Below are 21,838 nucleotides of genomic sequence, written 5' to 3' on the forward strand. Positions count from 1 at the left end.
CGATGATCGGCCTTTCACGGGTGGGGACAGCCTGCGATGATCGGCGCCGAACCGCGCACCCGCCACAGGGCGGAGCCGCGGCGACGGACTGTCGGCGCACCACGACCGTGATCCGGTCCGGGCGTCCCCGAGCGAGGGAGTCTCCTTGAGTTACGACGTCAGCACATTGCGCGCGCAGTTCCCCGCCCTCCGGGCCGGTACGGCGCACTTCGACGGGCCCGGCGGTACGCAGACCCCGGCGCCCGTCATCGCGGCCCTCACCGAGGCGCTGAGCCGGCCGCTGTCGATCCGGGGCGCCACCCTGCCCGGGGAGATACACGCCGAGACGATCGTCGGCGACTTCAGACAGGCGCTGGCGGATCTGCTGGGCGCGGACCCGGGCGGCATCGTCCATGGGCGCAGCTCGACCCAGCTCACGTACGACATCTCCCGGACCCTGTCGCGGAGTTGGGCTCCGGGGGACGAGGTGGTCGTCAGCCGGCTGGACCACGACGCCAACATCCGTCCCTGGGTGCAGGCTGCCGAGCGGGTTGGTGCGGTGGTGCGGTGGGCGGAGTTCGACCCGGCCACCGGGGAACTGCCCACGGAGGCCGTCGGGGCGCTGCTGACCGAGCGGACCCGGCTGGTCGCGGTGACCGGGGCCTCCAACCTGATCGGAACCCGGCCCGATGTCGCCGCGATCGGGGAGCTGGTCCACCGGGCCGGTGCGCTGTTCCACGTCGACGGGGTGCACCTGACGGCGCACGGCTTCGTGGATGTGGAGCGGATCGGCGCCGACTTCTTCGTCTGCTCGCCGTACAAGTTCTTCGGCCCCCACCACGGCGTGCTCGCCGCCCGCCCGGAGCTGCTGGAGACCCTGCGGCCCGACAAGCTGGTGCCGTCCAGCGACGCCGTGCCCGAGCGCTTCGAGCTCGGCACCCTTCCGTACGAGTCACTGGCGGCCACCCGCGCCGCCGTCGACTTCATCGCGGACCTGGGTGACGGCGGTACGGCGGGCGGGCGGCGGGACCGGCTGCGGACCGCCTACGCGGCGATCGAGGCCCACGAGAACGCCCTGCTGGAGGTGGTCGAAAAGGGGCTGGGCGAGCTCGGCGGGGTGACGGTGCACTCCCGGGCGGCGGAGCGGACACCCACACTGCTGGTCACCTTCGAGGGCCGGGACGCCTCGGACGCGTACCGCTTCCTCGCCCGCTCCGGTGTCCACGCCCCGGCGGGTTCCTTCTACGCCCTGGAGGCCTCCCGCCACCTGGGTCTCGGCGACGCCGGCGGCCTGCGCGTGGGGCTGTCCCCGTACAACGACACGGACGACGTGGAGCGGCTGCTGACGGGGCTGGCGGAGTTCCTGAGCCAAACGAGAGGCTCTAGGTGAACAGTTCCACGCTGATGTGCGGGGACAGCGCCCGGAGGAAGTCGGGCGCGTCGAACATCCTGCCCGCCGAGGCGACGCCGACCGCGCGGGTGCGTCCCGTCAGCACGCGCTCGGCCGCTTCCACCACCAGAGGCGCGGTGACGGCATAGATGTCCTGCCCCCGGGCGACGGCCCGCCGTTCGGCTCCGCCCGAGCGGACCACCACATCGACGAGAAACGTCTGGTCGGAGCGCCCCCGCTCGTCGACCGCCGCCGGTGCCGGTGTGTCCGGGGAGGAGAGGTCGCGGGCCGCCTCGGCCGTCATGTAGGTGCGGACCTCGGGGACGGTCAGATGGCTCGGTACGGTCACGACGTCGGCCATCGTGAACTCCCCGATCACCGTGCGCGGGCCCAGTGGTTCGGGGAAGGGCCACTCCAGGGTGGGCGGTGCGTCGTCGCGGTGCTCCAACCGCCCTGCGGTGTAGCGGATGCGCCGGCCGGCGCCCCGCCGCTCCCGGGAGACCGCGCCCGCCGTACGGGTCCCGGCGGTGGGGTGCCAGCTGCTCAGCCCGTACGCGATGTGCACCTCGTCGGCGGCTGTCCAGTCGCCCATCGCCGCAGTGGCCAGCAGATCCCCGAAGCCGCCGAAGAAGGCCATCGCCGGGACGATCAACGCCTGTGTTGCACGGGCCCGTTCGGCGTAGTGCGCGAAGGTGTCGAGGTTGGCCTCGATCTCGGCCGCCACGTCCAGATAGGGGATACCCGCTCGCAGGGCCGCCTCGATCACCGGGGCCGCCGTGGTGGCGAAGGGGCCGGCGCAGTTGATGACGGCCGCCGCGCCGGTGAGGGCCCGGTCGACCGAGGCGGGGTCGTCGGCCGACGCCGTACGGATGTCCGGCGCGGTTCCGTACGTTGCGGCCGCGCGGTGCTCGACTCCGTGGACGCCGGACACACCGGTCCCGTGTGCCTCCGTGCCGTACGCCAGTGCATTCAGCTTGTCGGGGTCGCGGCCGACGAGAACGGGGCGGAATCCGCGCGCCCTCAGCTCCGCCACCACGAACCGCCCGGTGTGTCCGTAGGCGCCGAAGACCGCCACCGCCCGTTCCGATCCCATGAGTTGTCCCCTTGCCGTCGTTCGTGGATGATCCGCAGCCGCGGCTCTGCCGCCCCGGCTTTCCTGTCACCGGCATCCTGGCCGGAGGCGGTCGTCCACCGCGACGGTCCGGAACGTCATGACCCGTACACTTTCGGACATGACCGCTGTCGCGCTCGCCGTCACCGACGGCATGCTCCACTTCGAACTGGCCCTGGCCTGCGAGGTCTTCGGGTCCCACGCACCCGACGGGGCCGATTCGTGGTACCGGCTCTCGCTCTGCGGGCCGGACGCCGTACGGGCCGGACGGTTCCGGCTGGAGCCCGACCTGGGGCTCGACGGGCTCGTGGGCGCCCACACCGTGATCGTCCCCGGCTGGGCCGACGTCGACCAGGCCCCGTCGGCCGACCTGGTCGACGCCGTCCGCGCGGCCCACGAGGCGGGAGCCCGGGTGGCCTCCCTCTGCACGGGCGCCTTCGTGCTGGCCGCGGCCGGCCTGCTGGACGGCAGGCGGGCGACCACACACTGGGCGCACACCCAGGTGCTGGCCGAGCGGCACCCCCGGGTGACGGTCGACCCGGATGTCCTCTACGTGGACGACGACACCGTCCTCACCTCCGCGGGCAAGGCCGCCGCCATGGACCTGTGCCTGCACCTCGTCCGGCTCGACCACGGCTCGGCGGTGGCCAACGCCCTCGCCCGCCGCCTGGTCGTGCCGCCCCACCGGGACGGCGGTCAGGCGCAGTTCGTCACGACCCCGGTGCCCGCACCGGGCGGCCATCCACTCGCCGATCTCTTCCCCTGGGCGATGCGCCGACTGGACCGGCCGCTCACCGTGGAGGACCTGGCGCGGCAGGCGCGGATGAGTTCACGGCACCTGGGCCGTCACTTCAAGTCGGCCACCGGCACGACTCCCTTGCAGTGGCTGCTCGTCCAACGGATCCGCCGGGCACAGGAGTTGCTGGAGACCACCGACGACACCGTGGACGCCGTCGCGGCGGCCACGGGCATGGGCACCGCCGCCACTCTGCGCCGCCACTTCCACCGGACGGTCGGTGTCCCGCCGGACGCCTACCGCCGCACCTTCCGCACCCGGCTCCGCACCCGGCCGGAGGCCCGACTCGGAGCGGCACAAGGGCTCAGCGGCGGCTGATCGCCGCGAGCGCGTCCAACGCCTCGGCCAGCCCGGACGGATGGCGGGCACCGGGCGGCAACTGCCCGGCCCAGCCAGGTCCGGCGACCAGCACGACCGGCCGCCGCCGGGCGCCCCGTACGCCCCACTCGATGGACTCCACCCGCGCCACCAGCGCACGGCTCGCGGTGGACCGGGACTGGGCCCAGAGCACGACGGCGGCGGGCCCGGTGCGCCGCACCGCCTCCTCCATCGCCTCAACCGGCAGGGCGGCGCCGAACATCCTGACGGGCAGGCCCTGTTGGGCCAGTCCGGCGGTGAGCGCCTCCAGGGCCAGCGTATGACTCTCGCCCGGGGTACAGGCCAGCAGGGACACCCCGGAGCCGGCCACGGGCGGGCGCTGCGACGCCGCCCGGCGCAGAGCGCTGGAGACGTGCCAGGAGAGCAGGTGCTCGACCTCGATGTACCGCTCCCCCGCGGTCTCCCACTTACGGCCGACGGCGTGCAGCGTCGGCATGATGACCGACTCCCAGGCGGCGAGCAGCCCGTACCGCTCGATCGCCGCGGCCAGCAGTTCGTCCATGGCGTGGGCGTCGAGCCGGACCGCCGCCCTGGCCAGCCCGCGGCACTCCCGGCGGGCGCGGCCGATCGGGAGCGCTCCGGGGGCATGGGAGGCGGGCCTGTCGGCGCGGCCCTCGTCCTCGTGATCGTCCGGCCCGGGAAGGGACTCCGGGGAGGCCGCCGCCAGAGCGGCCCGGGCGGCTTCGGCCGGGGGCATGCCCGCGTTGGTCAGGCCGCACATGCACTCCAGCAGCCGAATGTCGGCCGCCGTCCACCGCCGGTGCCGCCCGCCCTCACGGGAGGCCGGGCCGATCCCGTAACGGCGGTCCCACGAACGCAGCGTCGTCGGCGCCACCCCCAGCAGCCGGGCCACCGCCCCGGTGGTCAGGCCACCGACGGCGGGGTCTCGGGTGAGCGTGGAGACCGCATCGTCCATACAGCCCACCATACGACGCAGAAACGATGCATGTTGCCCGGCGCTCCGCCGCCCGGTTGCCTGGTGATCAGCGGGGCGACGGGTGTGCCCGGAGGGCGGCCCGGTCCGCGCGGCACGAGCAGTGGACCTGCGGCGGAGCGGAGAGGACGGACGGACATGACGGCACTCCTGAGCCCGGTCGGCACAGTGCCCGCGATGCCTGCCCTGGCCGAGAAACGGCCTGAGAGTCGGTCTGAGGGCCGGCTTGTGGACCGGCCCGAGAGCCGGACCGAGGAGCGGGGCGAGGACCGACCCGAGGACCGGGTCGAGTCGGAACGGCTGGCCGCCGGATTCGTGCGCGGCGACGAGGACAGCTTCGCCCTCGTCTACCGCCGGTGGGGCGCCCTCGTCCACTCACTCGCCGCCCGGTCCCTGGGGGATGCCCGGGAGGCCGAGGACGTGGCGCAGCAGACGTTCCTCGCCGCGTGGCGGGGCCGCCACGGCTACCACGCGGTGCGCGGACCCCTTCCGGGCTGGCTGGTCGGCATCGCCCGCCGCAAGATCGCGGACGCCCATGCGGCCCGGTCCCGGCGTACGGAGCTGGCCGCCGCCCACGCGGCGCGCGAGGGGGCCGGCGTCCCCGGAACGGCCGAGCGGCCGGAGGCCGCGCTGGACCGCGTGCTGGTGACGCAGGAGCTGCGCAAGCTACCCCCGGTCCAGCGGCAGATTCTCCGCCTGGCGTACTTCGACGACCTCACCCATGTCCAGATCGCCGAGCGGACCGGCCTGCCGCTCGGCACAGTGAAGAGTCACGCCCGGCGCGCGATATTGCGCATCCGGCGTTCCGTCGCGGAAGGTGCCGTCGCGGAAGGTGCCGTCGCGGAGGGCTCCGCCTCGGTGGCGTAAGCGGGGCGGGAGACGTGACGGGAGGGGACGGCCGCAGGAAGGGGCACGAAGGGGGCGGACCGATCGGGACCCGCCCGGGCTCCCGCAGCAGGCAGCGACAGGAGACGGCAATGAAACTGAGCGACGAACTCCCCGTGGACCACCGGCTCGCGACCGTGTACCGGATCGGAGCGGGGCTGTGCGGAGTCATCCTTCTGGTCTTCGGCATCCTCGGCTTCGCCGACCAGCTGAGCTTCTTCGACACGAGCGGCTCTCAGGTGGCCGGGCTCTCCACCAACGGCGTGCTGAGCCTGATCTCCGTCGCCGTCGGCCTGGTGCTGATCGCCGGGGCGGTGATCGGCGGGAACGTCGCGTCGATGGTGAACATGACGGTCGGCACGCTCTTCCTGCTCAGCGGGTTCGTCCACATCTTCATCCTGGACAAGGGCGCGAACATCCTGGACTTCGGCATGCCCAACGTGATCTTCAGCTTCGTGATGGGGCTGCTGATCCTGACGTTCGGTATGTACGGCCGGGTCACCGGCGGGCTCCCGCACGACAACCCCTACTGGCGCAGCCGGCACCCCGAGGAGGCCGCCCGTGAGGACGCGGCCCGCCGGGGTGCGAAGGCCGGGCCGCCCCGGGTGACCGGGGGCGGCGTCGGCCAGACCTTGCGGTAGCCCGTCGGACTTCGCGGTAGCCATCAGGCTACGCGGCAGCCCGTCAGACCTTTCGGTAGCGGGCGTTGAACCAGGAGAAGATCCCGAAGGCGACCAGGCCGAGGGCGATGACGACCAGGAGCCACGGACCGACGGGGGTCTCCGTGAACGAGCGCAGGGTGTCGTCCATCCCCTTGGACTGGTCGGGGTTGTGCTTGACCGCCGCGGCGACGGCGAAGCCGCCCGCGGTGGCGAAGACGGCGCCGCGCGCCGAGCCGCCGAACACTCCGGTGAAGTCGACCGCACGGCGCACCTTCTGGGACATCTCCGCCATCTTGAGGTGCTTGTGGTACTTCCGCATGATGGCCCGGACCGCGATCCAGATACCGGCACAGGCGATCGCCACGCCTCCGATGCCGACGATCCACTGGCCGCCGGGCCAGCCCAGCACCTTGGCGGTGACGTCCTGGGACTGCTGGTCGGAGGAGCCGCCACCACTGCCGGAGTCGCCCGCGGCGAAGGACAGGACGGAGTAGGCGACGAAGCTGTAGAAGACGAACCGTCCCGCGGCCATGGCCCGCTTCGAGGCCTTGCCGCCGTCGGGTCCTGCCGAGCCGAAGAGGGCCTCGGACAGCCGCCAGAGCGCCATGCCCACCAGGGCTATGCCCAGCAGCCACAACACGATCTTGCCGAACGGCTTCTCGGCTATCTCCGCGATCACTCCGCCCCGGTCCGCCTGCTTGCCGCCGCCTCCGGAGAGCGCGATCTGCAGGGCGAGGGCGCCCACGAGCACGTAGATGACGCCGCGGGCGCCGAACCCGGCACGGGCTCCGACCTCCACCGCCTTGCTGTTTGCGGCGCGTCTTGCCTGGCCGCGCCCCTGAGCTGCTACTGAACGGGTATTCATGTCATGCCGGTTGCCCCGGTCCGGCGGATCAACTCCTGCCGGGATGTGGCGGGGCCGCGGGATCAGCTCCGTGGATGCCGCTTCGAGTCCCGATCACGGAATGCGCTTCGGGCAGAGAAATACATCCGCACACTTTCCGGTAAATGCACGAATAATTTCCCTCACGGTCGGCTTACGGTCGACCGATCAGCAGCTTTCGGTAGCGGACGGTGAATTCCTTCTCCTTACGGCAGACACTATTCCCATAACTACCGTGCAGCATGTCTCCCCGCTGGTCCTGTCGCGTCGCTTCTGCATCGAAACTGACCATAACCGCACGTGGGACGGGGTAATGGGCGCCAGGGCAACACCAGTCGACCTTCCCCTCGACGGTTTCTCGCAGCGCTTTCCCGGCCTCACTGAATCGCTCGCCCATTTCCCTCTCGGGGCTCTGCATTTGACCCGGAACTTCTTCTATGGGCTACTGGTTCTACGGCCCACTATGGCCGTACGGCGTGAATATCTCACCCCACCCGCCGGAGGAGACATCATGACCATCACCCGTCTGCAGCGCACCGCCGCGGCCGCCGCCGCTCTCGCCTTCCCCGCCTCCATGGCGTTCTTCGCGCCGCAGGCGCAAGCAGAGGCTCCGGCGGAACCGTTCGGTCCGGCTTGTGCCTCCGTCCCGAAGGAAGGCGCGGGCAGCCTCGAAGGCATGGCGAAGGATCCGGTCGCCACCGCCGCCTCCAACAACCCCGAACTCTCCACGCTGGTCAGCGCCATCCAGAAGGCCGGCCTGGTGGACACGCTCAACAACGCCGAGAACATCACGGTGTTCGCACCGACGAACGCCGCCTTCGAGAAGATCCCGCAGGCCGACCTCAACGCGCTCCTGAACGACAAGGAGGAGCTCACCAAGGTGCTGACGTACCACGTGGTGGGCGAGAAGCTGACGACGAAGCAGCTGGAGGACGGCACCTACAAGACTCTGCAGGGCACCGATCTCACGGTGAAGGGGTCCGGTACCGACTTCACGGTGAACGACTCCTCGAAGATCGTCTGCGGCAATGTGCCGACGGCGAACGCCACGGTCAACCTGGTCGACACGGTGCTCATGCCGACGTCGTGACCGAGGCCGGGCAGCCGTCGTGACGGCGCCCGCGCACCGTGGCCGGTGCCCGGACCGAGTGACGGTCCGGGCACCGGCCACGGCCGCCCGTTCTATACGCTGAGTACGTGACCAGCGCCGACAGCCGACAGAACCGGAGCAGCGCCTCGGACTCCGCCGCGGCCCCGGAACCCGGAGCCGCCGCCGGTCTCCAGGCGTTCGCGGTCGAGCTCCGCCGGATGAACGGCGAGATCAACCGGATGACCCACGGCTTCGCCGCGCACCAGCAGCTTCACCCCACGGACGTGACCGCCCTGGCGGCGATCCTCGACGCCCCCGCTCCTCTCACACCGGGCGCGCTGCGCGAGCACCTGGGGCTCACCTCGGGCGCGGTGACCGCCTGCCTCGACCGCCTGGAGCGGGCCGGCCACATCCGGCGGGCCCGGGAGAGCAGCGACCGGCGGGTGGTGCACGTCCACTACGAGGCGAGCGCCCGGATGGCCGCCCGTGACTACTTCATGCCGCTCGCCGAGGCCACCGAGCGCGCGAGGTCACGCTTCAGCGAGGCGGAGCTCACGACCGTCCTGCGCTTCCTCGCGGCGATGAACGAGGAGCTGTCCGAGGCTCCCGCACCGCGCCGCTGAGGCCTTCAGGTGCGCCGCCCGGGCCCCCTTCGGCGCGTCGCTGAGATTTTCGGCCGCCGGGTGCATCCATGAGGGGATGGCCCGCCGAAGCTCTCCCCGTAACTCCTCGTACGCTCCCCGACCGGCCCATCGGGCCCTCGGGCCCTCGGAGGAACCCGGACGACTCTCCCCACGAGCACTCCGCTAATGTATTTCAACGATTGAGATTGTTCATCGTTGAGATACTCCTCGCACCCCGGGAGAGGCATGTTCACCCCTGCACGGTCGGCCCGCTGGCTGATCCCTGTCGTCCTGCTGATCGCCTGGCTCGGTATCGGCGGCGGGCTCGGTCCGTACGCCGGCAAGCTCGGCGAGGTCGCTACCAACGACCAGGCGTCCTTCCTGCCCCAGAACGCCGAATCCACTCAAGTCATCGACGCGCAGAAGGCCTTTCAGCAGAACGAGACCCTCCCGGCCATCCTCGTATGGACGTCGAAGGACGCGGGAACCCCGGTGAGCGATGCCCAGCGGGAAGCCGCCACCGGCGCTCTCGCCTCGCTCGCGGGCACCGAGGGCGTCGTCGGACAGGCCTCCCCCGCGCTGCCCTCCGAGGACGGACTCGCGCTCCAGGGCATCGTGCAGCTGAGCCCCGACCTCGGGGACGAGCTGCCGACGGTGCTGGAGGAGGTCAAGAAGGCCGGGGCCGAAGTGCCGGACGCGACGGTGCAGCTGGCGGGACCGGCCGCGAGCCAGGCCGACCTCTCCGACGCCTTCGCGGGCATCGACGGGCTGCTCCTCGGGGTGGCGCTGATCACCGTGCTGGTGATCCTGCTGCTCGTGTACCGCAGCGTGCTGCTCCCCTTCCTCATCATCCTGGGTTCGGTGTTCGCCCTGGGGCTGGCCTGCGCGATCGTCTATGTGCTCGCCGACCACGACATCGTGCGGGTGGACGGCCAGGTGCAGGGCATCCTGTCGATCCTGGTGATCGGCGCCGCGACGGACTACGCGCTGCTGCTCACCGCCCGGTTCCGGGAGGAACTCGCGGTCCAGGGCGACCGGTTCGCCGCGATGAGGGTCGCGCTGCGTGAGTCGTTCGGGCCGATCACGGCCAGCGCCGCGACGGTGGCCGTGGGCCTGCTCGCCCTGCTGCTCAGCGACCTCACCAACAACCGGGCGCTCGGTCCGGTGGGCGCGATCGGCATCGTCTGCTCGGTCCTGAGCGCCCTCACCTTCCTCCCCGCCGTCCTGGTGCTGCTGGGCCGCAAGGCGTACTGGCCCGCGAAGCCCAAGCCTGCCCAGGACGGGACCGGCGGCCACGGCATCTGGAGCAAGGTCGCAGACCTGGTCGACCGGGCTCCCCGCAAGGTCTGGGCGATCACCCTCGCCGTCCTGATCGCCTGTGCCGCCTTCGCCCCCACGCTCACCTCCAAGGGCGTGCCGCTCGACGAGATCTTCGTCAACGACGCCCCGTCCGTGGCCGCGCAGGAGACGCTGGGCGAGCACTTCCCCGGCGGTTCCGGCAACCCGGCGGTGATCATCGCGGCGGCCGACAAGCTGCCCGAGGTGAGCGAGGCCGCGACCCGTACGGACGGGGTGGCCTCGGTCGCGCCGGTGAGCGAGGGCGGCCGGCCCGGCGGTGAACCGCTGGTCGTCGACGGCAAGGTCCGGATCGACGCGACCCTGAAGGCCGCGGCCGACAGCGACGCCGCCAAGGAGACGGTCGCCGCCCTGCGCGAGGCGGTGCACGCGGTGCCGGGTTCGGACGCCCTGGTCGGCGGCTACACGGCCCAGCAGTACGACACCCAGCGCACGGCCGAGGACGACCGCATGCTGATCGTGCCGGTGGTGCTGGCGATCATCCTGGTGATCCTGGTCTTCCTGCTGCGGTCGCTGCTGATGCCGGTGCTGCTGGTGACCACGGTGGCGCTGAACTTCCTGGCCACGCTGGGGATCTCGTCGCTGGTCTTCACCCATGTGTTCGGCTTCAGCGGTACGGATTCCTCGGTGCCGCTGTACGGGTTCGTGTTTCTGGTCGCCCTCGGCGTCGACTACAACATCTTCCTGATGTCCCGGGTCCGCGAGGAGTCCCTGCGGCACGGCACCCGGGAGGGCATCCTGCGCGGGCTGACCACGACCGGTGGGGTCATCACATCGGCCGGTGTCGTCCTGGCGGCCACGTTCGCCGCCCTGGGCGTCATCCCGCTGGCGTTCCTCGTCCAGATCGCCTTCATCGTCGCCTTCGGTGTCCTGCTGGACACCCTGGTCGTCCGCTCGCTCCTCGTCCCGGCGCTGGTGCGGGACATCGGGCCGAAGGCCTGGTGGCCGGGTGCGCTGAGCCGCGAGGGCGCGGACGGCGGGAGGAGCAACGCCTGACGCGGACGGCGGGAGCGGGAACGCCTGACGCGGACGGTCAGCGCGGGACGACTTCGGCGGCCGGGGGCCGGTAGGCGCTCAGCGCCCAGATCACGAAGATGTCCACCCCGATCATGAGCACCGACCAGACCGGCGCGTACGGCAGGAAGAGGAACTGCGCGAACAGGGCGAGGGAGGCGAACAGGATGCCGGCCACCCGGGCCCACCCGGCGCCCTTGAGGAGCCCGGCTCCGGTGATCGCCGCACAGACGCCGAGCACCAGGTGGATCCAGCCCCAGCTGGTGAGGCTGAACCGGTAGAGGTAGTCGCCGACGGTGCCGTAGACGTCGCTGTCGCCGAGGGCCGCGATGCCCTGCAGGGCCGCGACGACGCCCTGGCAGAGCATCAGCACCCCGGCGAACAGCACGCCTCCGGTGACCCAGGCGCTGTCCGGGTCGGGCGCGGGAGGCGGGCCGGCGGAACCGTCGTAGAGGCGCGGGTCCGCGCTCATCGGCCCGCCTCCTGCGGCTCGTCGGACTGGCCCTTGGCCCGTTTGCCGACCACCGCGACGGCCGCGGCCGCGCTGCCCGCGAAGGCGAGGGCGACCATCCAGGGCCGGTCGAAGATATGGCAGGTGACGTGGTCAACGGAGTAGCGGCCGGGGCCGGCCAGCCCGATGGCGGCGGCGGTGAAGCCGAGGAACGCCGGGTACTCGTAGCCGCCGCCCTGGGCGAAGAATCCCGCCGGGGCGTGCACGGCCACCGCGCCGGCCATCGCCCCGGCGGCCGCGGCCCCGGCGGCGGGGGTGGCGAGCCCGAGGGCCAGCAGCACACCGCCGCCCGCCTCACCGAGCCCGGCGGCCACGGCGCTGTGCTTGGGCGGATGGAAGCCCATCGCCTCCATCGCGGCCGTGGTGCCCTGGATGCCTCCGCCGCCGAACCAGCCGGCCAGCTTCTGGCTGCCGTGGGCGGCGAGCACCGCGCCGGTGCCGACGCGCAGGGCGAGCAGGCCGAGATCACGCCGGTTGACGCAGACCATGGGAACTCCCGGGGTGAGGGTTTCGCTGTGGATCCCACTCTCGTCGGCCGGTGCCGGACGGGCCCGGCCGAATACGCCGTACGGGTCACGGGTCAGGCGCCGCAAGGCCTGGCGGAGGTCGGGCGGGGGTCCAGCAGGGTTCCAGCGGAGGTCGCTCGGCTGCCGGGCATGCGACGCAGATCATTGTGCAACTTGTTGCAAAAGAAGCTCGCGGTGGTCTACAACTGACGCGACGACCCTGTGCGGAGGAGACCCGGATGAGCCTGTACCCGACCTTGCTGAGCCCGCTGGACCTCGGGTTCACCACCCTCCCCAACCGGGTGCTCATGGGCTCGATGCACATCGGCCTGGAGGAGGCCGAGCGCGGCTTCGAGCGGATGGCGGCCTTCTACGCGGAGCGCGCCCGGGGCGGCGTCGGCCTGATGGTCACCGGCGGCATCGCCCCCAGCGAGCGGGCCTGCTCCTTCCCCGGCGGCGCCAAGATGACGACCGAGGCGGAGGCGGAGCAGCACCGCGAGATCACCTCGGCGGTGCACGCGGCGGGCGGCCGGATCGCGATGCAGATCCTGCACTTCGGCCGGTACGCACACCACCCGGACCTGGTCGCACCGAGCGCCCTCAAGGCCCTCATCAGCGGGTTCACCCCGAACGCCCTGACGGACGCCGAGGTCGAGGAGACCATAGAGGAGTTCGTCCGGGCGGCGGAGCTGGCTCAGCTCGCCGGGTACGACGGCGTCGAGATCATGGGCTCCGAGGGCTACCTGATCAACGAGTTCATCGTCTCCGCCACCAACCACCGCACCGACCGCTGGGGTGGCAGTTACGAGAACCGCATCCGGTTCCCCGTCGAGATCGTGCGCCGGGTCCGCGAGCGGGTCGGCACCGACTTCATCCTGATCTACCGGCTCTCCATGCTGGACCTGGTGCCGGGCGGCTCGACGCTGGAGGAGGTCGTGACGCTGGCGAAGGAGATCGAGGCGGCGGGCGCGACGATCATCAACACCGGCATCGGCTGGCACGAGGCGCGCATCCCCACCATCGCCACCTCCGTGCCGCGCGCCGCCTTCACCTGGGTGACCGAGCGGGTGCGCGGGGCCGTCTCCGTACCGCTGGTGACGAGCAACCGCATCAACACCCCCGAGGTCGCCGAGGAGGTCCTCGCCTCGGGCCGGGCGGACATGGTCTCGATGGCGCGGCCCTTCCTCGCCGACCCGGAGTTCGTCGCCAAGGCGGCGGCCGGCCGCGCGGACGCCATCAACACCTGCATCGGCTGCAACCAGGCCTGCCTGGACCACATCTTCAGCCTCCAGATCACCTCCTGCCTGGTCAATCCGCGCGCCTGCCACGAGACCGAGCTGGTCCTGAGCCCGACCCGGACCCGTAAACGCGTCGCCGTGGTGGGTGCCGGTCCGGCGGGTCTCGCGTGCTCGGTCACGGCGGCCGAGCGGGGCCACGCGGTGACGCTGTTCGACTCGGCGGACGAGATCGGCGGCCAGCTGAACGTGGCCCGCCGGGTGCCGGGCAAGGAAGAGTTCAACGAGACGCTGCGCTACTTCCGTACGCGGCTGGCGGAGCTGGATGTCGAGCTGCGCCTGTCCACCCGGGCGGACGCCGGGACGCTGGACGGCTTCGACGAGATCGTGCTCGCCACGGGCGTGGAGCCGCGTACCCCGGCGATCCCCGGCACGGACCACCCGAACGTCGTCAGCTACCTGGACGTCCTGCGCGACGGCGCACCGGTCGGCGACCGGGTCGCGATCGTGGGCGCGGGCGGCATCGGCTTCGACGTCGCGGAGTTCCTCACGGACGGCGGCGACGCGGCGAGCCTGGACGCGGAGACGTTCTTCCGGCAGTGGGGCGTGGACACGGCCTACGAGGAGCGCGGCGGCCTGCGCGCCCCCGAGCGCCCCAAGACGCCCCGTACCGTCCACCTCGTCCAGCGCAAGACCACCAAGGTCGGCGCGGCTCTCGGCAAGACGACCGGCTGGATCCACCGCACCGAACTGCGCCACCGGGGCGTCGAGATGATCGCGGGCGCGTCCTACGACCTGATCGACGACGAGGGCCTCCACCTCACGGTCGACGGCGAGCGGCGGGTGCTGCCGGTGGACACCGTGGTGCTCTGCGCAGGCCAGGAGCCGCGCCGGGAGCTGTACGAGGAGTTGCGCGCGGCGGGCGGCCCGGTCCACCTGATCGGCGGCGCGGACGTGGCGGCCGAACTGGACGCGAAGCGGGCGATCCGCCAGGGCACGGAGCTGGCGGCGGCGCTGTAGGCCCGTGGGCCGTCGCCCCTTCGGCCGTCGCCGTGAACACCCGTCCGGCCCGTCCTTAGGATGCACGTCATGTCACTGCCGCACGCGATTCTCACCGCTCTGCTGGAGAAGCCGTCCTCGGGTCTGGAACTGACCCGCAGGTTCGACCGGTCGATCGGCTACTTCTGGTCCTCCACGCACCAGCAGATCTACCGCGAGCTGGGAAAACTGGAGCAGGCAGGAAGGATCAGGGCGCTGCCGACGGCGGCTCCCGCCCGGGGACAGAAGAAGGAGTACGAGGTGCTGCCCGCCGGCCGCGAGGAGCTGGCGGCCTGGGTGGCACTCCCCGAGGACCCGCGCCCGGTCCGCGATCCGCTGCTCCTGCGGATGCGGGCGGCGGCGGTCGTCGGGGTGAACGGGATGGGGACGGAGCTCCGCCGCCATCTCGCGCTGCACGAGCGGCAGTTGGCGGAGTACCGGGAGATCGAGGAGCGGGACTTCACCCCCGCGCCCGAGGGCGATGCGGACCGGCTGCGCCATCTGGTGCTGCGCGGCGGCATCGACCTGGAGACGTTCTGGATCGGCTGGTTGACCCGCGCCATCGGCGACCTGGGAGACGACTGACGTGGACCGACGTCACGGGTGGTGGCGTGCGCCCGCCCGTACGGTCACGGGTTCCGGTGCGGCGGCGCGCCGGGGGCTCCCGATGACGACCCGGGAGGGCGCCGGCTTCAGAGGCCCGGGCCCCACGGCCGCCTCGCCCGGATCCGTACCGCCGTGCGCCTGGGCCCGGCTCAGCAGGATCACCCCGCGTACGGCGGCCGCCGTACCGAGCAGCGCCAGGACCAGGCTCACCGGCCCGCCCTGGAGGCGTTCGCCGAGGAGGGCCAGGCCGATCGCGGCGGCGGCGACCGGGTTGGCCAGGGTGACGACGGCGAGCGGTGCGCCGAGGCCGCCCCGGTAGGCGGTCTGGGACAGCAGCAGGCCGCCCATCGCGAAGGCGGAGACGAGCAGCGCCACCGTCAGCAGCCGCCAGCTGAACAGCGGGCCGCCGGAGTGGTCGGTGACGGCGACCGTGAGGGTCTGGGTGAGCGCGGAGGCGACGCCCGAGGTGATGCCGGAGGCCGCCGCGTGCCGCAGGCCCGGACGGGCCCCCGGCCTGCTGAGCCCGGCGACGACCGCCATGGTGGCGGCGCCGACGCCGAGGGCCTCGGGCAGGGTGAGGGTCTCGTGCGGGGCGGAGCCGCCCGCCGTGAGAAGCAGGGCGCCGAGGCCGAGCAGGGTGAGGACCGTGCCCCGCCACTCGGTGCGCCCGACCCGGCGTCCGGCGGCGCGCGCCCCGAGCGGGACGGCGGCGACGAGCGTGAGCGCGCCGAGCGGCTGGACCAGGGTGAGCGGGCCGTAGTTGAGCGCCGCGACATGGAGCAGCGCGCCCCCGGCGTTGAGGCCGACCGCCGACCACCAGGCGCCCCGGCCGAGCAGGCGCAGCACCCCGGTGGAGGGCTCGGTACGCCCGGCCAGCCGGGACTGGGCGACGGCGGCGGCCGCGTAGGCGCCGGCGGAGACGAGGGAGAGCGCGACGGCGATCAGGGTGGCGTTCACCGGCCGGCTCCGGCCCCGGCAGGGGTGCGTGCGGGGTGCGCCGGGCTGGCGGGGGTACGCGCGGGGTGCGCGGCGCCGACGGTGTACGAGTCCGCTGCCGCCTCCGCACCCGGGACGGCGTACGCCGGTACGTGCGCACCCCCGCCGGACACCGCCCCGTCACCGGCCGCCCACGGCAGGTGCGCCGGTACGTTCCTGGCCGCGCGCGGCAGGCGCAGCGCGGCGAGCGCCACCGCCAGCAGCGCCACGACGACGACCGCGTCCAGCCAGTAGTGGTTGGCGGTGCCCACGACGACGAGCAGGGTGATCGCCGGGTGCAGCAGCCAGAGCCAGCGCCATCGGGAGCGGGTGGCGAGGATCAGCCCGACGGCCACCATCACGGCCCAGCCGACGTGCAGCGAGGGCATCGCGGCGAACTGGTTCGCCATCGTGTCGGTCGCGGGCGTCGCCCCGTACACCGTCGGCCCGTAGACCTGGCCGGTGTCGACCAGTCCGGCGGCCGGGAGCATCCGGGGCGGGGCGAGCGGGAAGAGGAGGTGGAGCACCAGGGCTCCCCCGGTGAGCACGGCGAGGATGCGCCGTGACCAGAGGTAGTGGAGCGGGCGGCGCCAGTAGAGCCAGACCAGGAAGAGGACCGTGGCGGGGAAGTGCACGGTGGCGTAGTAGGTGTTCGCCGCGTGGATCAGCGGCTGGCTGTGCAGCAGTACGCCCTGGACGGCGCCCTCACCCGGGAGGTGCAGGGCACGTTCGAGGTCCCAGACGTTCCCGGCGTTGCGGAACGCCTCCTCGACATGGCCGTTGGCTGCTCGGCGGCCGAACTTGTAGGCCAGGAAGAGTCCGGCCACGAGAAGGAACTCGCGGACGAGGGGCGGTCGGGCACGTATGTCCGGCTCCTGGTCCGTGGGCTCGGTGCGGGCGTACGTCACCCGGTGCCCCCTTGGATGCGAAGCGGTGTCAGGACGGCATGGCGAACCCGTGCCGAATCGATACGCCAGTGTACCGATACGTTGGCGTATCGGTACACGCACGTATCGGTACACTGGCGTATCGAGAGCCTCGCCGCACCGCCGCAGGAGGGACCGTCCATGCCGTCGCCCGATTCCGTACCGGAGTCAGCCCTCGCTTCCCGCCGGTCGAAGATCACACCGGAGCGGGCGCAGGAGCTCTACACGGCGGTGCTGGATTTGGTGCGGGAGGGCGGCTACGAGTCGCTGACCATGGAGGGCGTCGCCGCCCGTACCCGCTGCGGCAAGTCGACGCTGTACCGGCAGTGGGGCTCGAAGCCGGAGCTGGTCGTCGCCGCGCTGCACGGCACCCGGCGGATGCGGCTTCCGGACATCGACACCGGAACGCTCGCCGGGGACCTCCTGGAGGCGGCCCGGGCGATCGGCGAGGCCTCGGGGCGCGACACCCCGCTGATGCACGCGCTCAGCCACGCGGCGCTCCAGACCCCCGAGCTGCTGTGCGCCCTGCGCGAGGCGCTGATCCTGCCGGAGATCGCGGCGATCGACGCGATGGTCCGGCGGGCCCAGGCGCGCGGCGAGATCGCGGCGGACCTGCCGGGGGCGGAGTACGTGGCGGCACAACTGCTCGGCGTGATGCGAGCGCGGCCGCTGCTGGAGGGACGGTACGCGGACGCGGCGTACCTCACCAGGTTCGTCGAGAAGGCGATCCTGCCCGGACTCGGACTCACGGCGGGTGCGCCGGAGTCCTGACAGACGTGGACTCGGGTGCGCCCGGTCCTGACAGACATGGGACGCGGGTACGCCCGGGTCCTGACGGACGTGGACCGTCCGTCCCAGCGGATGGGGACGGTCCACCCGGCGCCGCACCGTGGGGACGGGGGCGGCGCAACGCCCGGCCGGCCGGTGAACTCTTCGGAGCTCACCGGCCGCCCGTGTTTCCAGGCACCCCCGCAGCCCCCTACCGCACCTAACAAGCGATTGGTAGATTCCGCGTCCACGCGCACGGGAGGTCCACGCACACGGGAGGCGGACCATGGAGCTGGGCAATCCGATCGACTTCACCGGACGGGTGGCCATCGTCACCGGCGGCACCCAGGGCATCGGCACCGTCATCGCGGAGGCCTTCCTCGCCGCGGGCGCGGAGGTCATGGTCTGCGCCCGCACCACCCCTCCCACTCTGCCGTCCTCCGACGGCCGGGACGCCGCCTTCCGCTCCACGGACGTCCGGGACCCGGCAGCGGCAGCCCACCTGGTGGCCGCGACAGCCGAACAATTCGGGCGACTCGACATCCTCGTCAACAACGCGGGCGGCTCCCCCGACGCCGACGCGGCCACCGTCTCCCCCCGCTTCGTCGAGAAGGTCGTCGCCCTCAATCTCCTCGCGCCCTTCTACGTGGCCCAGGCAGCCAACCTGGTCATGCGGGAGCAGCCGGAGGGCGGGGCCGTGATCAACATCGGCAGCGTCTCCGCCCGCGACCCGCAGCCGGGCACCGCCGCCTACTCGGCGGCCAAGGCGGGCCTGCTCGGCCTCACCCGGGCCCTGGCCCTGGAGTGGGCACCGAAGGTCCGGGTGAACCACATCACCGCCGGGCCCATCCGCACCGCGAGCGCCACCGAGCTGTACGGGGAGGACGACGGGGCGGCGGTGGCGGGCATCGTCCCCATGGGGCGGCTGGCGGTTCCGGCCGATGTGGCCCACGCCTGCCTCTGGCTGGCCGGCCCGCACGCCTCGTACGTCAACGGAGCCGACCTGGCCGTGCACGGTGGCGGCGAGATCCCCGCCAGAGACCTGGCCCGCCGAGCCCCCCGACCCCCCTTCTCGTCACCTTGACCATTTACCCCATCCCCCTTATCGTCTTCATGACGACATCAAGTTCGAGGGGGACCCCATGGCCGACATCACGCGGCGCTTCGGCTGGCGCCATCTGCGCTCCGCACCCACCGCCCACATCCGCCACCACAAGCGCGGCAAGCTCGCCCACGACGGCCGGGGGCTCAGCTTCTGGTACCGGTCGCTGTCGGCCGCGCTCTCTGAGGTACCGGTCGACGACCGGGAGCTGGCCATGGCGTTCCACGCCCGTACGGCCGACTTCCAGGACGTCACCGTGCAGGCCACCGTCACCTACCGGGTCAGCGACCCGGCGCTGGCGGCCGACCGGCTGGACTTCTCCGTGGACCCCGACACCGGGAGCTGGCGCAGCGCACCGCTGGAGCAGATCGCCACCCTGCTCACCGAGACCGCGCAGCAGCACACGTTGGACGTCCTGGCCCGCACCCCGCTCGCACAGGCTTTGGTGGACGGGGTCGCCTCCGTACGCGAACGGGTCGCCACGGGTCTCGCCGCCGAGCCGAGGCTCCCCGCCACCGGGATCGACGTGGTCGCCGTACGCGTCGTCGCGATCCGCCCCGAGGCCGAGGTCGAGCGCGCCCTGCGCACACCGGCGCGCGAGCAGATCCAGCAGGAGGCGGACCGGGCGACCTATGAACGCCGCGCGGTGGCCGTCGAGCGCGAGCGCACCATCGCCGAGAACGAGCTGGCCAGCCAGATCGAGCTGGCCCGACGCGAGGAGCAGCTGGTCGACCAGCGCGGCACCAACGCCCGCCGCGAGGCCGAGGAGAAGGCCGCGGCCGACGGCGTACGGACGGAGGCGGAGGCCTCCCGCAAGGTGCGCCTGGCCCGGGCGGACGCCGAGGCGGCGCGCGAGACGGGCTCGGCGCGCGCCGAGGCCCAGGCCGCCTGGCTGCGGGTGCACGGCGAGGTCGATCCGGCCACCCTGCACGCCCTGGCGGCGACCCGGCTCGCGGAGAACGTGCCGCGCATCGAGAGCCTCACCCTCTCCCCCGACGTGCTCACGGGCCTGCTCACCAAGCTCGGCCGCGCGGACGGCGGGGCGGGAGCGTGAGCCTGGCGCCCCGGGCCGTCCTCGTACACCGCAGGACCGAGTACGAGGAGCTGCTGGCCCGGCACGGAACGCACGGGCAGGCCGCGTTCTTCCTCTCCAGCCGGGGCCGCTCGATCGACGAGGTGGCCCGGCGCCACGAACGTACGCAACAGGCCCTGCGGGACGTGGCGGCCGCCGTGCCGCTCACCTGGCGCTCCACCCGGGTGGAGCGGGCGGACCTGGACCGGTTCCTGTTCGCGTCGGAGGACGTGGTGGTCGTGGTCGGCCAGGACGGGCTGGTCGCCAACGCCGCGAAGTACCTGTCCGGGCAGCCGGTGGTGGGCATCGACACCGATCCCGGCCGCAACCCCGGGGTCCTGGTCCGCCACCGCCGTACCGACGCGGCCGCCCTGCTGCGCGCGGCGACGGCCACCGGATCCACGGTCGACGCGCTGACCATGGTCGAGGCGGTCGCCGACGACACCCAACGGCTGGTCGCGCTCAACGAGATCTACCTGGGCCCGCCCGGCCACCAGACGGCCCGCTACCGCCTGGGCCCCGACGGCGATCCGGCCCCCGGCGAGGCCCAGGCCTCCTCCGGGGTCCTGGTCGGCACGGGCACGGGCGCCACCGGCTGGCTGCGCTCGCTCTGGCTGGAGCGCGGAAGCACCACCCCGCTGCCCGCGCCGAGCGACCCCCGGCTCCTCTGGTTCGTCCGCGAGGCCTGGCCCTCCCCCGCCACGGGCACGTCCCTGGTCTCCGGCGAACTGAACCGGGGCCAAGGCCTGCGGCTCACCGTCGAGTCGGACCGGATCGTGGTCTTCGGGGACGGGATGGAGTCGGACGCCCTGCAGCTGACCTGGGGGCAGAGCGTACGGCTGGGCATCTCGGCGACGGCTCTGCGGCTGGTGGTCTGAGCGGGACCGGGGCCCCGATGTCGTTACGGTGTTCCGTACCCACCGGCCCGTAAGAGGCCCCCGGAGAGCGGAGATGCAGCACCATGGCCACCGAGACCACCGACCCCCGCTCCGGCACCGGCCCCTCCCGCAACAGCCGCCCGCCCAAGGCGCAGGCGGCCCTAGGAGTCGGCGTGATCGTCGAGGACGGACAGGGATGTGTGCTCCTGGGCCGGCACCACAGCGGTACGTGGGAGCTGCCCGGCGGCAAGGTCGACCCGACGCACGAGTCGGTCGCGGCGGCGGCCGCCCGTGAGCTGCGCGAGGAGACCGGTCTCACCGTGGACGAGAGCGCGGTGGACGTCTTCGCGATGCTCCACGACGTGATCGGCGGCATCAACCGGATCAGCATGGCGGCCCTCGTACGCCTGCACTCCGGCATCCCCGAGGTCACCGAGCCGCACCTGATCAGCGCATGGCGGTGGACCGCCCCCGAGGAGCTGCCGACGCCGCTGTTCGACCCGTCGGCCCAGATCCTCGCGGCCTGGCGCCCGGACCTCGGCCTCACCCATCCGCCCGCCCACCTCCTGCGGATCACGGGGGCCCGAGAGCAGCGCTGATCAGGGGCCCTGATGCTCCGACTACAGATGCGGGCAAAAGGGACCAGGCGTATGAATGAGGGACCATCCGCGCGAACGGAGTTGGCCCCATGGACGATTACCCGCTCCTGAACCTCTTCCTGACCATGCTGTACCTGTTCCTCTGGGTCATGTGGTTCTTCCTGCTGTTCAAAGTGATCACGGACCTCTTCCGCGACCACACGCTGAACGGCTGGGCCAAGGCGGGCTGGCTGATCTTCGTCATCCTGCTGCCCTACCTGGGCGTCCTGATCTACCTGATCGTCCGCGGCCGCAGCATGCACGAGCGCGACGCCAAGGCGGTCAAGGACTCGGAAGCGGCCTTCCGGAGTTACGTGAGGGAGGCCGCGAGCAGCGAGGGCTCCTCCGGCTCCACCAGCCATGTGAGCGATCTGGCGAAGCTCGCCGAGCTCAAGGACAAGGGCGCGCTCAACGCGGAGGAGTACGAGCGGGCGAAGGCGAAGCTCCTGGCCTGAGGAGCACCCGGGTCATCCCTTCCGGGG

22 protein-coding genes are annotated in these 21,838 nt (G+C 72.4%); 15 read left to right on the forward strand and 7 right to left on the reverse strand.

The annotated features are described in order from the left end of the window. Window positions 1-145: 145 nt before the first annotated feature. Entirely contained in the window at window positions 146-1,369 is a 1,224-nt protein-coding gene (locus R2B67_RS02820) for a cysteine desulfurase-like protein (protein WP_317816283.1), read from the forward strand. Here the strand turns inward: R2B67_RS02820 and R2B67_RS02825 are convergent. Further along, window positions 1,362-2,462: a saccharopine dehydrogenase family protein gene (locus R2B67_RS02825; protein WP_317816284.1), complete on the reverse strand. Its 1,101-nt coding sequence runs from the start codon at window positions 2,460-2,462 to the stop codon at window positions 1,362-1,364. The genes R2B67_RS02820 and R2B67_RS02825 overlap by 8 nt on opposite strands. A gap of 139 nt (window positions 2,463-2,601) precedes the next feature. On the opposite strand from R2B67_RS02825, the gene R2B67_RS02830 reads away from it, so the two are divergent. After that, window positions 2,602-3,594: a helix-turn-helix domain-containing protein gene (locus tag R2B67_RS02830; RefSeq protein ID WP_317816285.1), complete on the forward strand. Its 993-nt coding sequence runs from the start codon at window positions 2,602-2,604 to the stop codon at window positions 3,592-3,594. On the opposite strand, the gene R2B67_RS02835 is transcribed toward R2B67_RS02830, so the two are convergent. After that, window positions 3,581-4,570: a MerR family transcriptional regulator gene (locus tag R2B67_RS02835; protein WP_317816286.1), complete on the reverse strand. Its 990-nt coding sequence runs from the start codon at window positions 4,568-4,570 to the stop codon at window positions 3,581-3,583. The two genes, R2B67_RS02830 and R2B67_RS02835, sit on opposite strands and share 14 nt — an antisense overlap. Before the next feature lie 156 nt (window positions 4,571-4,726). Between R2B67_RS02835 and R2B67_RS02840 the strand changes: the two genes are divergently transcribed. Beyond that, window positions 4,727-5,455 (forward strand): RNA polymerase sigma factor, encoded by a 729-nt coding sequence (locus R2B67_RS02840; protein ID WP_317816287.1) that lies wholly within the window; start codon window positions 4,727-4,729, stop codon window positions 5,453-5,455. A 110-nt stretch (window positions 5,456-5,565) separates the two neighbouring features. Then, window positions 5,566-6,114 carry a DUF4383 domain-containing protein gene (locus tag R2B67_RS02845; protein WP_317816288.1) on the forward strand — a complete coding sequence of 183 codons (549 nt, stop codon included), beginning with the start codon at window positions 5,566-5,568 and terminating at the stop codon, window positions 6,112-6,114. 43 nt (window positions 6,115-6,157) lie between these two features. Here the strand turns inward: R2B67_RS02845 and R2B67_RS02850 are convergent, their stop codons facing one another. Continuing rightward, a complete protein-coding gene (locus R2B67_RS02850) occupies window positions 6,158-7,000 on the reverse strand; it encodes a DUF1206 domain-containing protein (protein WP_317816289.1) in 843 nt (280 codons plus the stop codon). Window positions 7,001-7,529: 529 nt separating this feature from the next. Between R2B67_RS02850 and R2B67_RS02855 the strand changes: the two genes are divergently transcribed. The 3 genes from R2B67_RS02855 to R2B67_RS02865 all read left to right on the forward strand — a co-directional run bounded on the left by R2B67_RS02855 (window position 7,530) and on the right by R2B67_RS02865 (window position 11,083). Next, window positions 7,530-8,108, forward strand: coding sequence for a fasciclin domain-containing protein (locus R2B67_RS02855; RefSeq protein ID WP_018513169.1), 579 nt, complete (start codon window positions 7,530-7,532; stop codon window positions 8,106-8,108). 107 nt (window positions 8,109-8,215) lie between these two features. Then, the gene (locus tag R2B67_RS02860) at window positions 8,216-8,731 is read left to right on the forward strand and encodes a MarR family winged helix-turn-helix transcriptional regulator (protein WP_317816290.1); all 516 of its coding nucleotides are present in this window, start codon (window positions 8,216-8,218) and stop codon (window positions 8,729-8,731) included. A gap of 246 nt (window positions 8,732-8,977) precedes the next feature. After that, complete coding sequence (locus tag R2B67_RS02865) at window positions 8,978-11,083, forward strand: MMPL family transporter (RefSeq protein ID WP_317816291.1); 2,106 nt, start codon at window positions 8,978-8,980, stop codon at window positions 11,081-11,083. 37 nt (window positions 11,084-11,120) lie between these two features. On the opposite strand, the gene R2B67_RS02870 is transcribed toward R2B67_RS02865, so the two are convergent. Together R2B67_RS02870 and R2B67_RS02875 are read right to left on the reverse strand one after the other, a co-directional pair. Beyond that, window positions 11,121-11,573: a DUF7144 family membrane protein gene (locus R2B67_RS02870; protein WP_018513172.1), complete on the reverse strand. Its 453-nt coding sequence runs from the start codon at window positions 11,571-11,573 to the stop codon at window positions 11,121-11,123. Continuing rightward, window positions 11,570-12,100 carry a DoxX family protein gene (locus R2B67_RS02875; RefSeq protein WP_317816292.1) on the reverse strand — a complete coding sequence of 177 codons (531 nt, stop codon included), beginning with the start codon at window positions 12,098-12,100 and terminating at the stop codon, window positions 11,570-11,572. Before R2B67_RS02875 ends, R2B67_RS02870 begins: the two co-directional genes overlap by 4 nt. A 257-nt stretch (window positions 12,101-12,357) precedes the next feature. On the opposite strand from R2B67_RS02875, the gene R2B67_RS02880 reads away from it, so the two are divergent. Then, window positions 12,358-14,373 (forward strand): oxidoreductase, encoded by a 2,016-nt coding sequence (locus R2B67_RS02880; RefSeq protein ID WP_317816293.1) that lies wholly within the window; start codon window positions 12,358-12,360, stop codon window positions 14,371-14,373. A 69-nt stretch (window positions 14,374-14,442) separates the two neighbouring features. Next, on the forward strand, window positions 14,443-14,976 hold the full coding sequence (locus R2B67_RS02885) for a PadR family transcriptional regulator (RefSeq protein WP_018513175.1): 534 nt from the start codon (window positions 14,443-14,445) through the stop codon (window positions 14,974-14,976). A 12-nt stretch (window positions 14,977-14,988) separates the two neighbouring features. Here R2B67_RS02885 and R2B67_RS02890 read toward each other — a convergent pair whose 3' ends face one another. Together R2B67_RS02890 and R2B67_RS02895 are read right to left on the reverse strand one after the other, a co-directional pair. Next, window positions 14,989-15,954, reverse strand: coding sequence for a DMT family protein (locus tag R2B67_RS02890; protein ID WP_317816294.1), 966 nt, complete (start codon window positions 15,952-15,954; stop codon window positions 14,989-14,991). Further along, a complete protein-coding gene (locus R2B67_RS02895) occupies window positions 15,951-16,880 on the reverse strand; it encodes a phosphatase PAP2 family protein (protein ID WP_317816295.1) in 930 nt (309 codons plus the stop codon). The genes R2B67_RS02890 and R2B67_RS02895 overlap by 4 nt, the downstream gene beginning before the upstream one ends. A gap of 159 nt (window positions 16,881-17,039) precedes the next feature. Here R2B67_RS02895 and R2B67_RS02900 point away from each other — a divergent pair, with 159 nt between their 5' ends. From R2B67_RS02900 to R2B67_RS02925, 6 genes are all read left to right on the forward strand, one after another. Then, window positions 17,040-17,669, forward strand: a complete 630-nt coding sequence (locus R2B67_RS02900) for a TetR/AcrR family transcriptional regulator (protein ID WP_018513178.1) — start codon at window positions 17,040-17,042, stop codon at window positions 17,667-17,669. A 283-nt stretch (window positions 17,670-17,952) separates the two neighbouring features. Continuing rightward, window positions 17,953-18,750 (forward strand): SDR family oxidoreductase, encoded by a 798-nt coding sequence (locus R2B67_RS02905; RefSeq protein WP_317816296.1) that lies wholly within the window; start codon window positions 17,953-17,955, stop codon window positions 18,748-18,750. Window positions 18,751-18,808: 58 nt separating this feature from the next. Beyond that, entirely contained in the window at window positions 18,809-19,822 is a 1,014-nt protein-coding gene (locus tag R2B67_RS02910) for an SPFH domain-containing protein (protein WP_317816297.1), read from the forward strand. Next, window positions 19,819-20,718 (forward strand): hypothetical protein, encoded by a 900-nt coding sequence (locus tag R2B67_RS02915; RefSeq protein WP_317816298.1) that lies wholly within the window; start codon window positions 19,819-19,821, stop codon window positions 20,716-20,718. The genes R2B67_RS02910 and R2B67_RS02915 overlap by 4 nt, the downstream gene beginning before the upstream one ends. A gap of 83 nt (window positions 20,719-20,801) precedes the next feature. Then, window positions 20,802-21,317: a nucleotide triphosphate diphosphatase NUDT15 gene (locus R2B67_RS02920; RefSeq protein ID WP_317816299.1), complete on the forward strand. Its 516-nt coding sequence runs from the start codon at window positions 20,802-20,804 to the stop codon at window positions 21,315-21,317. An 89-nt stretch (window positions 21,318-21,406) separates the two neighbouring features. Continuing rightward, window positions 21,407-21,811: an SHOCT domain-containing protein gene (locus tag R2B67_RS02925; protein WP_317816300.1), complete on the forward strand. Its 405-nt coding sequence runs from the start codon at window positions 21,407-21,409 to the stop codon at window positions 21,809-21,811. The last annotated feature ends 27 nt before the right edge of the window (window positions 21,812-21,838 follow it).

This window comes from Streptomyces cyaneofuscatus (assembly GCF_033109485.1).
Classification (GTDB): Bacteria; Actinomycetota; Actinomycetes; order Streptomycetales; family Streptomycetaceae; genus Streptomyces; species Streptomyces cyaneofuscatus.

Excerpts from the sequence above, each read along its gene's own strand:
- R2B67_RS02825 (WP_317816284.1), bottom strand. The coding sequence starts at position 2,462 with ATGGGATCGGAACGGGCGGTGGCGGTCTTCGGCGCCTACGGACACACC.
- R2B67_RS02830 (WP_317816285.1), top strand. The coding sequence starts at position 2,602 with ATGACCGCTGTCGCGCTCGCCGTCACCGACGGCATGCTCCACTTCGAA.
- R2B67_RS02835 (WP_317816286.1), bottom strand. The coding sequence starts at position 4,570 with ATGGACGATGCGGTCTCCACGCTCACCCGAGACCCCGCCGTCGGTGGC.
- R2B67_RS02840 (WP_317816287.1), top strand. The coding sequence starts at position 4,727 with ATGACGGCACTCCTGAGCCCGGTCGGCACAGTGCCCGCGATGCCTGCC.
- R2B67_RS02845 (WP_317816288.1), top strand. The coding sequence starts at position 5,566 with ATGAAACTGAGCGACGAACTCCCCGTGGACCACCGGCTCGCGACCGTG.
- R2B67_RS02850 (WP_317816289.1), bottom strand. The coding sequence starts at position 7,000 with ATGAATACCCGTTCAGTAGCAGCTCAGGGGCGCGGCCAGGCAAGACGC.
- R2B67_RS02855 (WP_018513169.1), top strand. The coding sequence starts at position 7,530 with ATGACCATCACCCGTCTGCAGCGCACCGCCGCGGCCGCCGCCGCTCTC.
- R2B67_RS02865 (WP_317816291.1), top strand. The coding sequence starts at position 8,978 with ATGTTCACCCCTGCACGGTCGGCCCGCTGGCTGATCCCTGTCGTCCTG.
- R2B67_RS02870 (WP_018513172.1), bottom strand. The coding sequence starts at position 11,573 with ATGAGCGCGGACCCGCGCCTCTACGACGGTTCCGCCGGCCCGCCTCCC.
- R2B67_RS02875 (WP_317816292.1), bottom strand. The coding sequence starts at position 12,100 with ATGGTCTGCGTCAACCGGCGTGATCTCGGCCTGCTCGCCCTGCGCGTC.
- R2B67_RS02880 (WP_317816293.1), top strand. The coding sequence starts at position 12,358 with ATGAGCCTGTACCCGACCTTGCTGAGCCCGCTGGACCTCGGGTTCACC.
- R2B67_RS02885 (WP_018513175.1), top strand. The coding sequence starts at position 14,443 with ATGTCACTGCCGCACGCGATTCTCACCGCTCTGCTGGAGAAGCCGTCC.
- R2B67_RS02900 (WP_018513178.1), top strand. The coding sequence starts at position 17,040 with ATGCCGTCGCCCGATTCCGTACCGGAGTCAGCCCTCGCTTCCCGCCGG.
- R2B67_RS02905 (WP_317816296.1), top strand. The coding sequence starts at position 17,953 with ATGGAGCTGGGCAATCCGATCGACTTCACCGGACGGGTGGCCATCGTC.
- R2B67_RS02910 (WP_317816297.1), top strand. The coding sequence starts at position 18,809 with ATGGCCGACATCACGCGGCGCTTCGGCTGGCGCCATCTGCGCTCCGCA.
- R2B67_RS02920 (WP_317816299.1), top strand. The coding sequence starts at position 20,802 with ATGGCCACCGAGACCACCGACCCCCGCTCCGGCACCGGCCCCTCCCGC.
- R2B67_RS02925 (WP_317816300.1), top strand. The coding sequence starts at position 21,407 with ATGGACGATTACCCGCTCCTGAACCTCTTCCTGACCATGCTGTACCTG.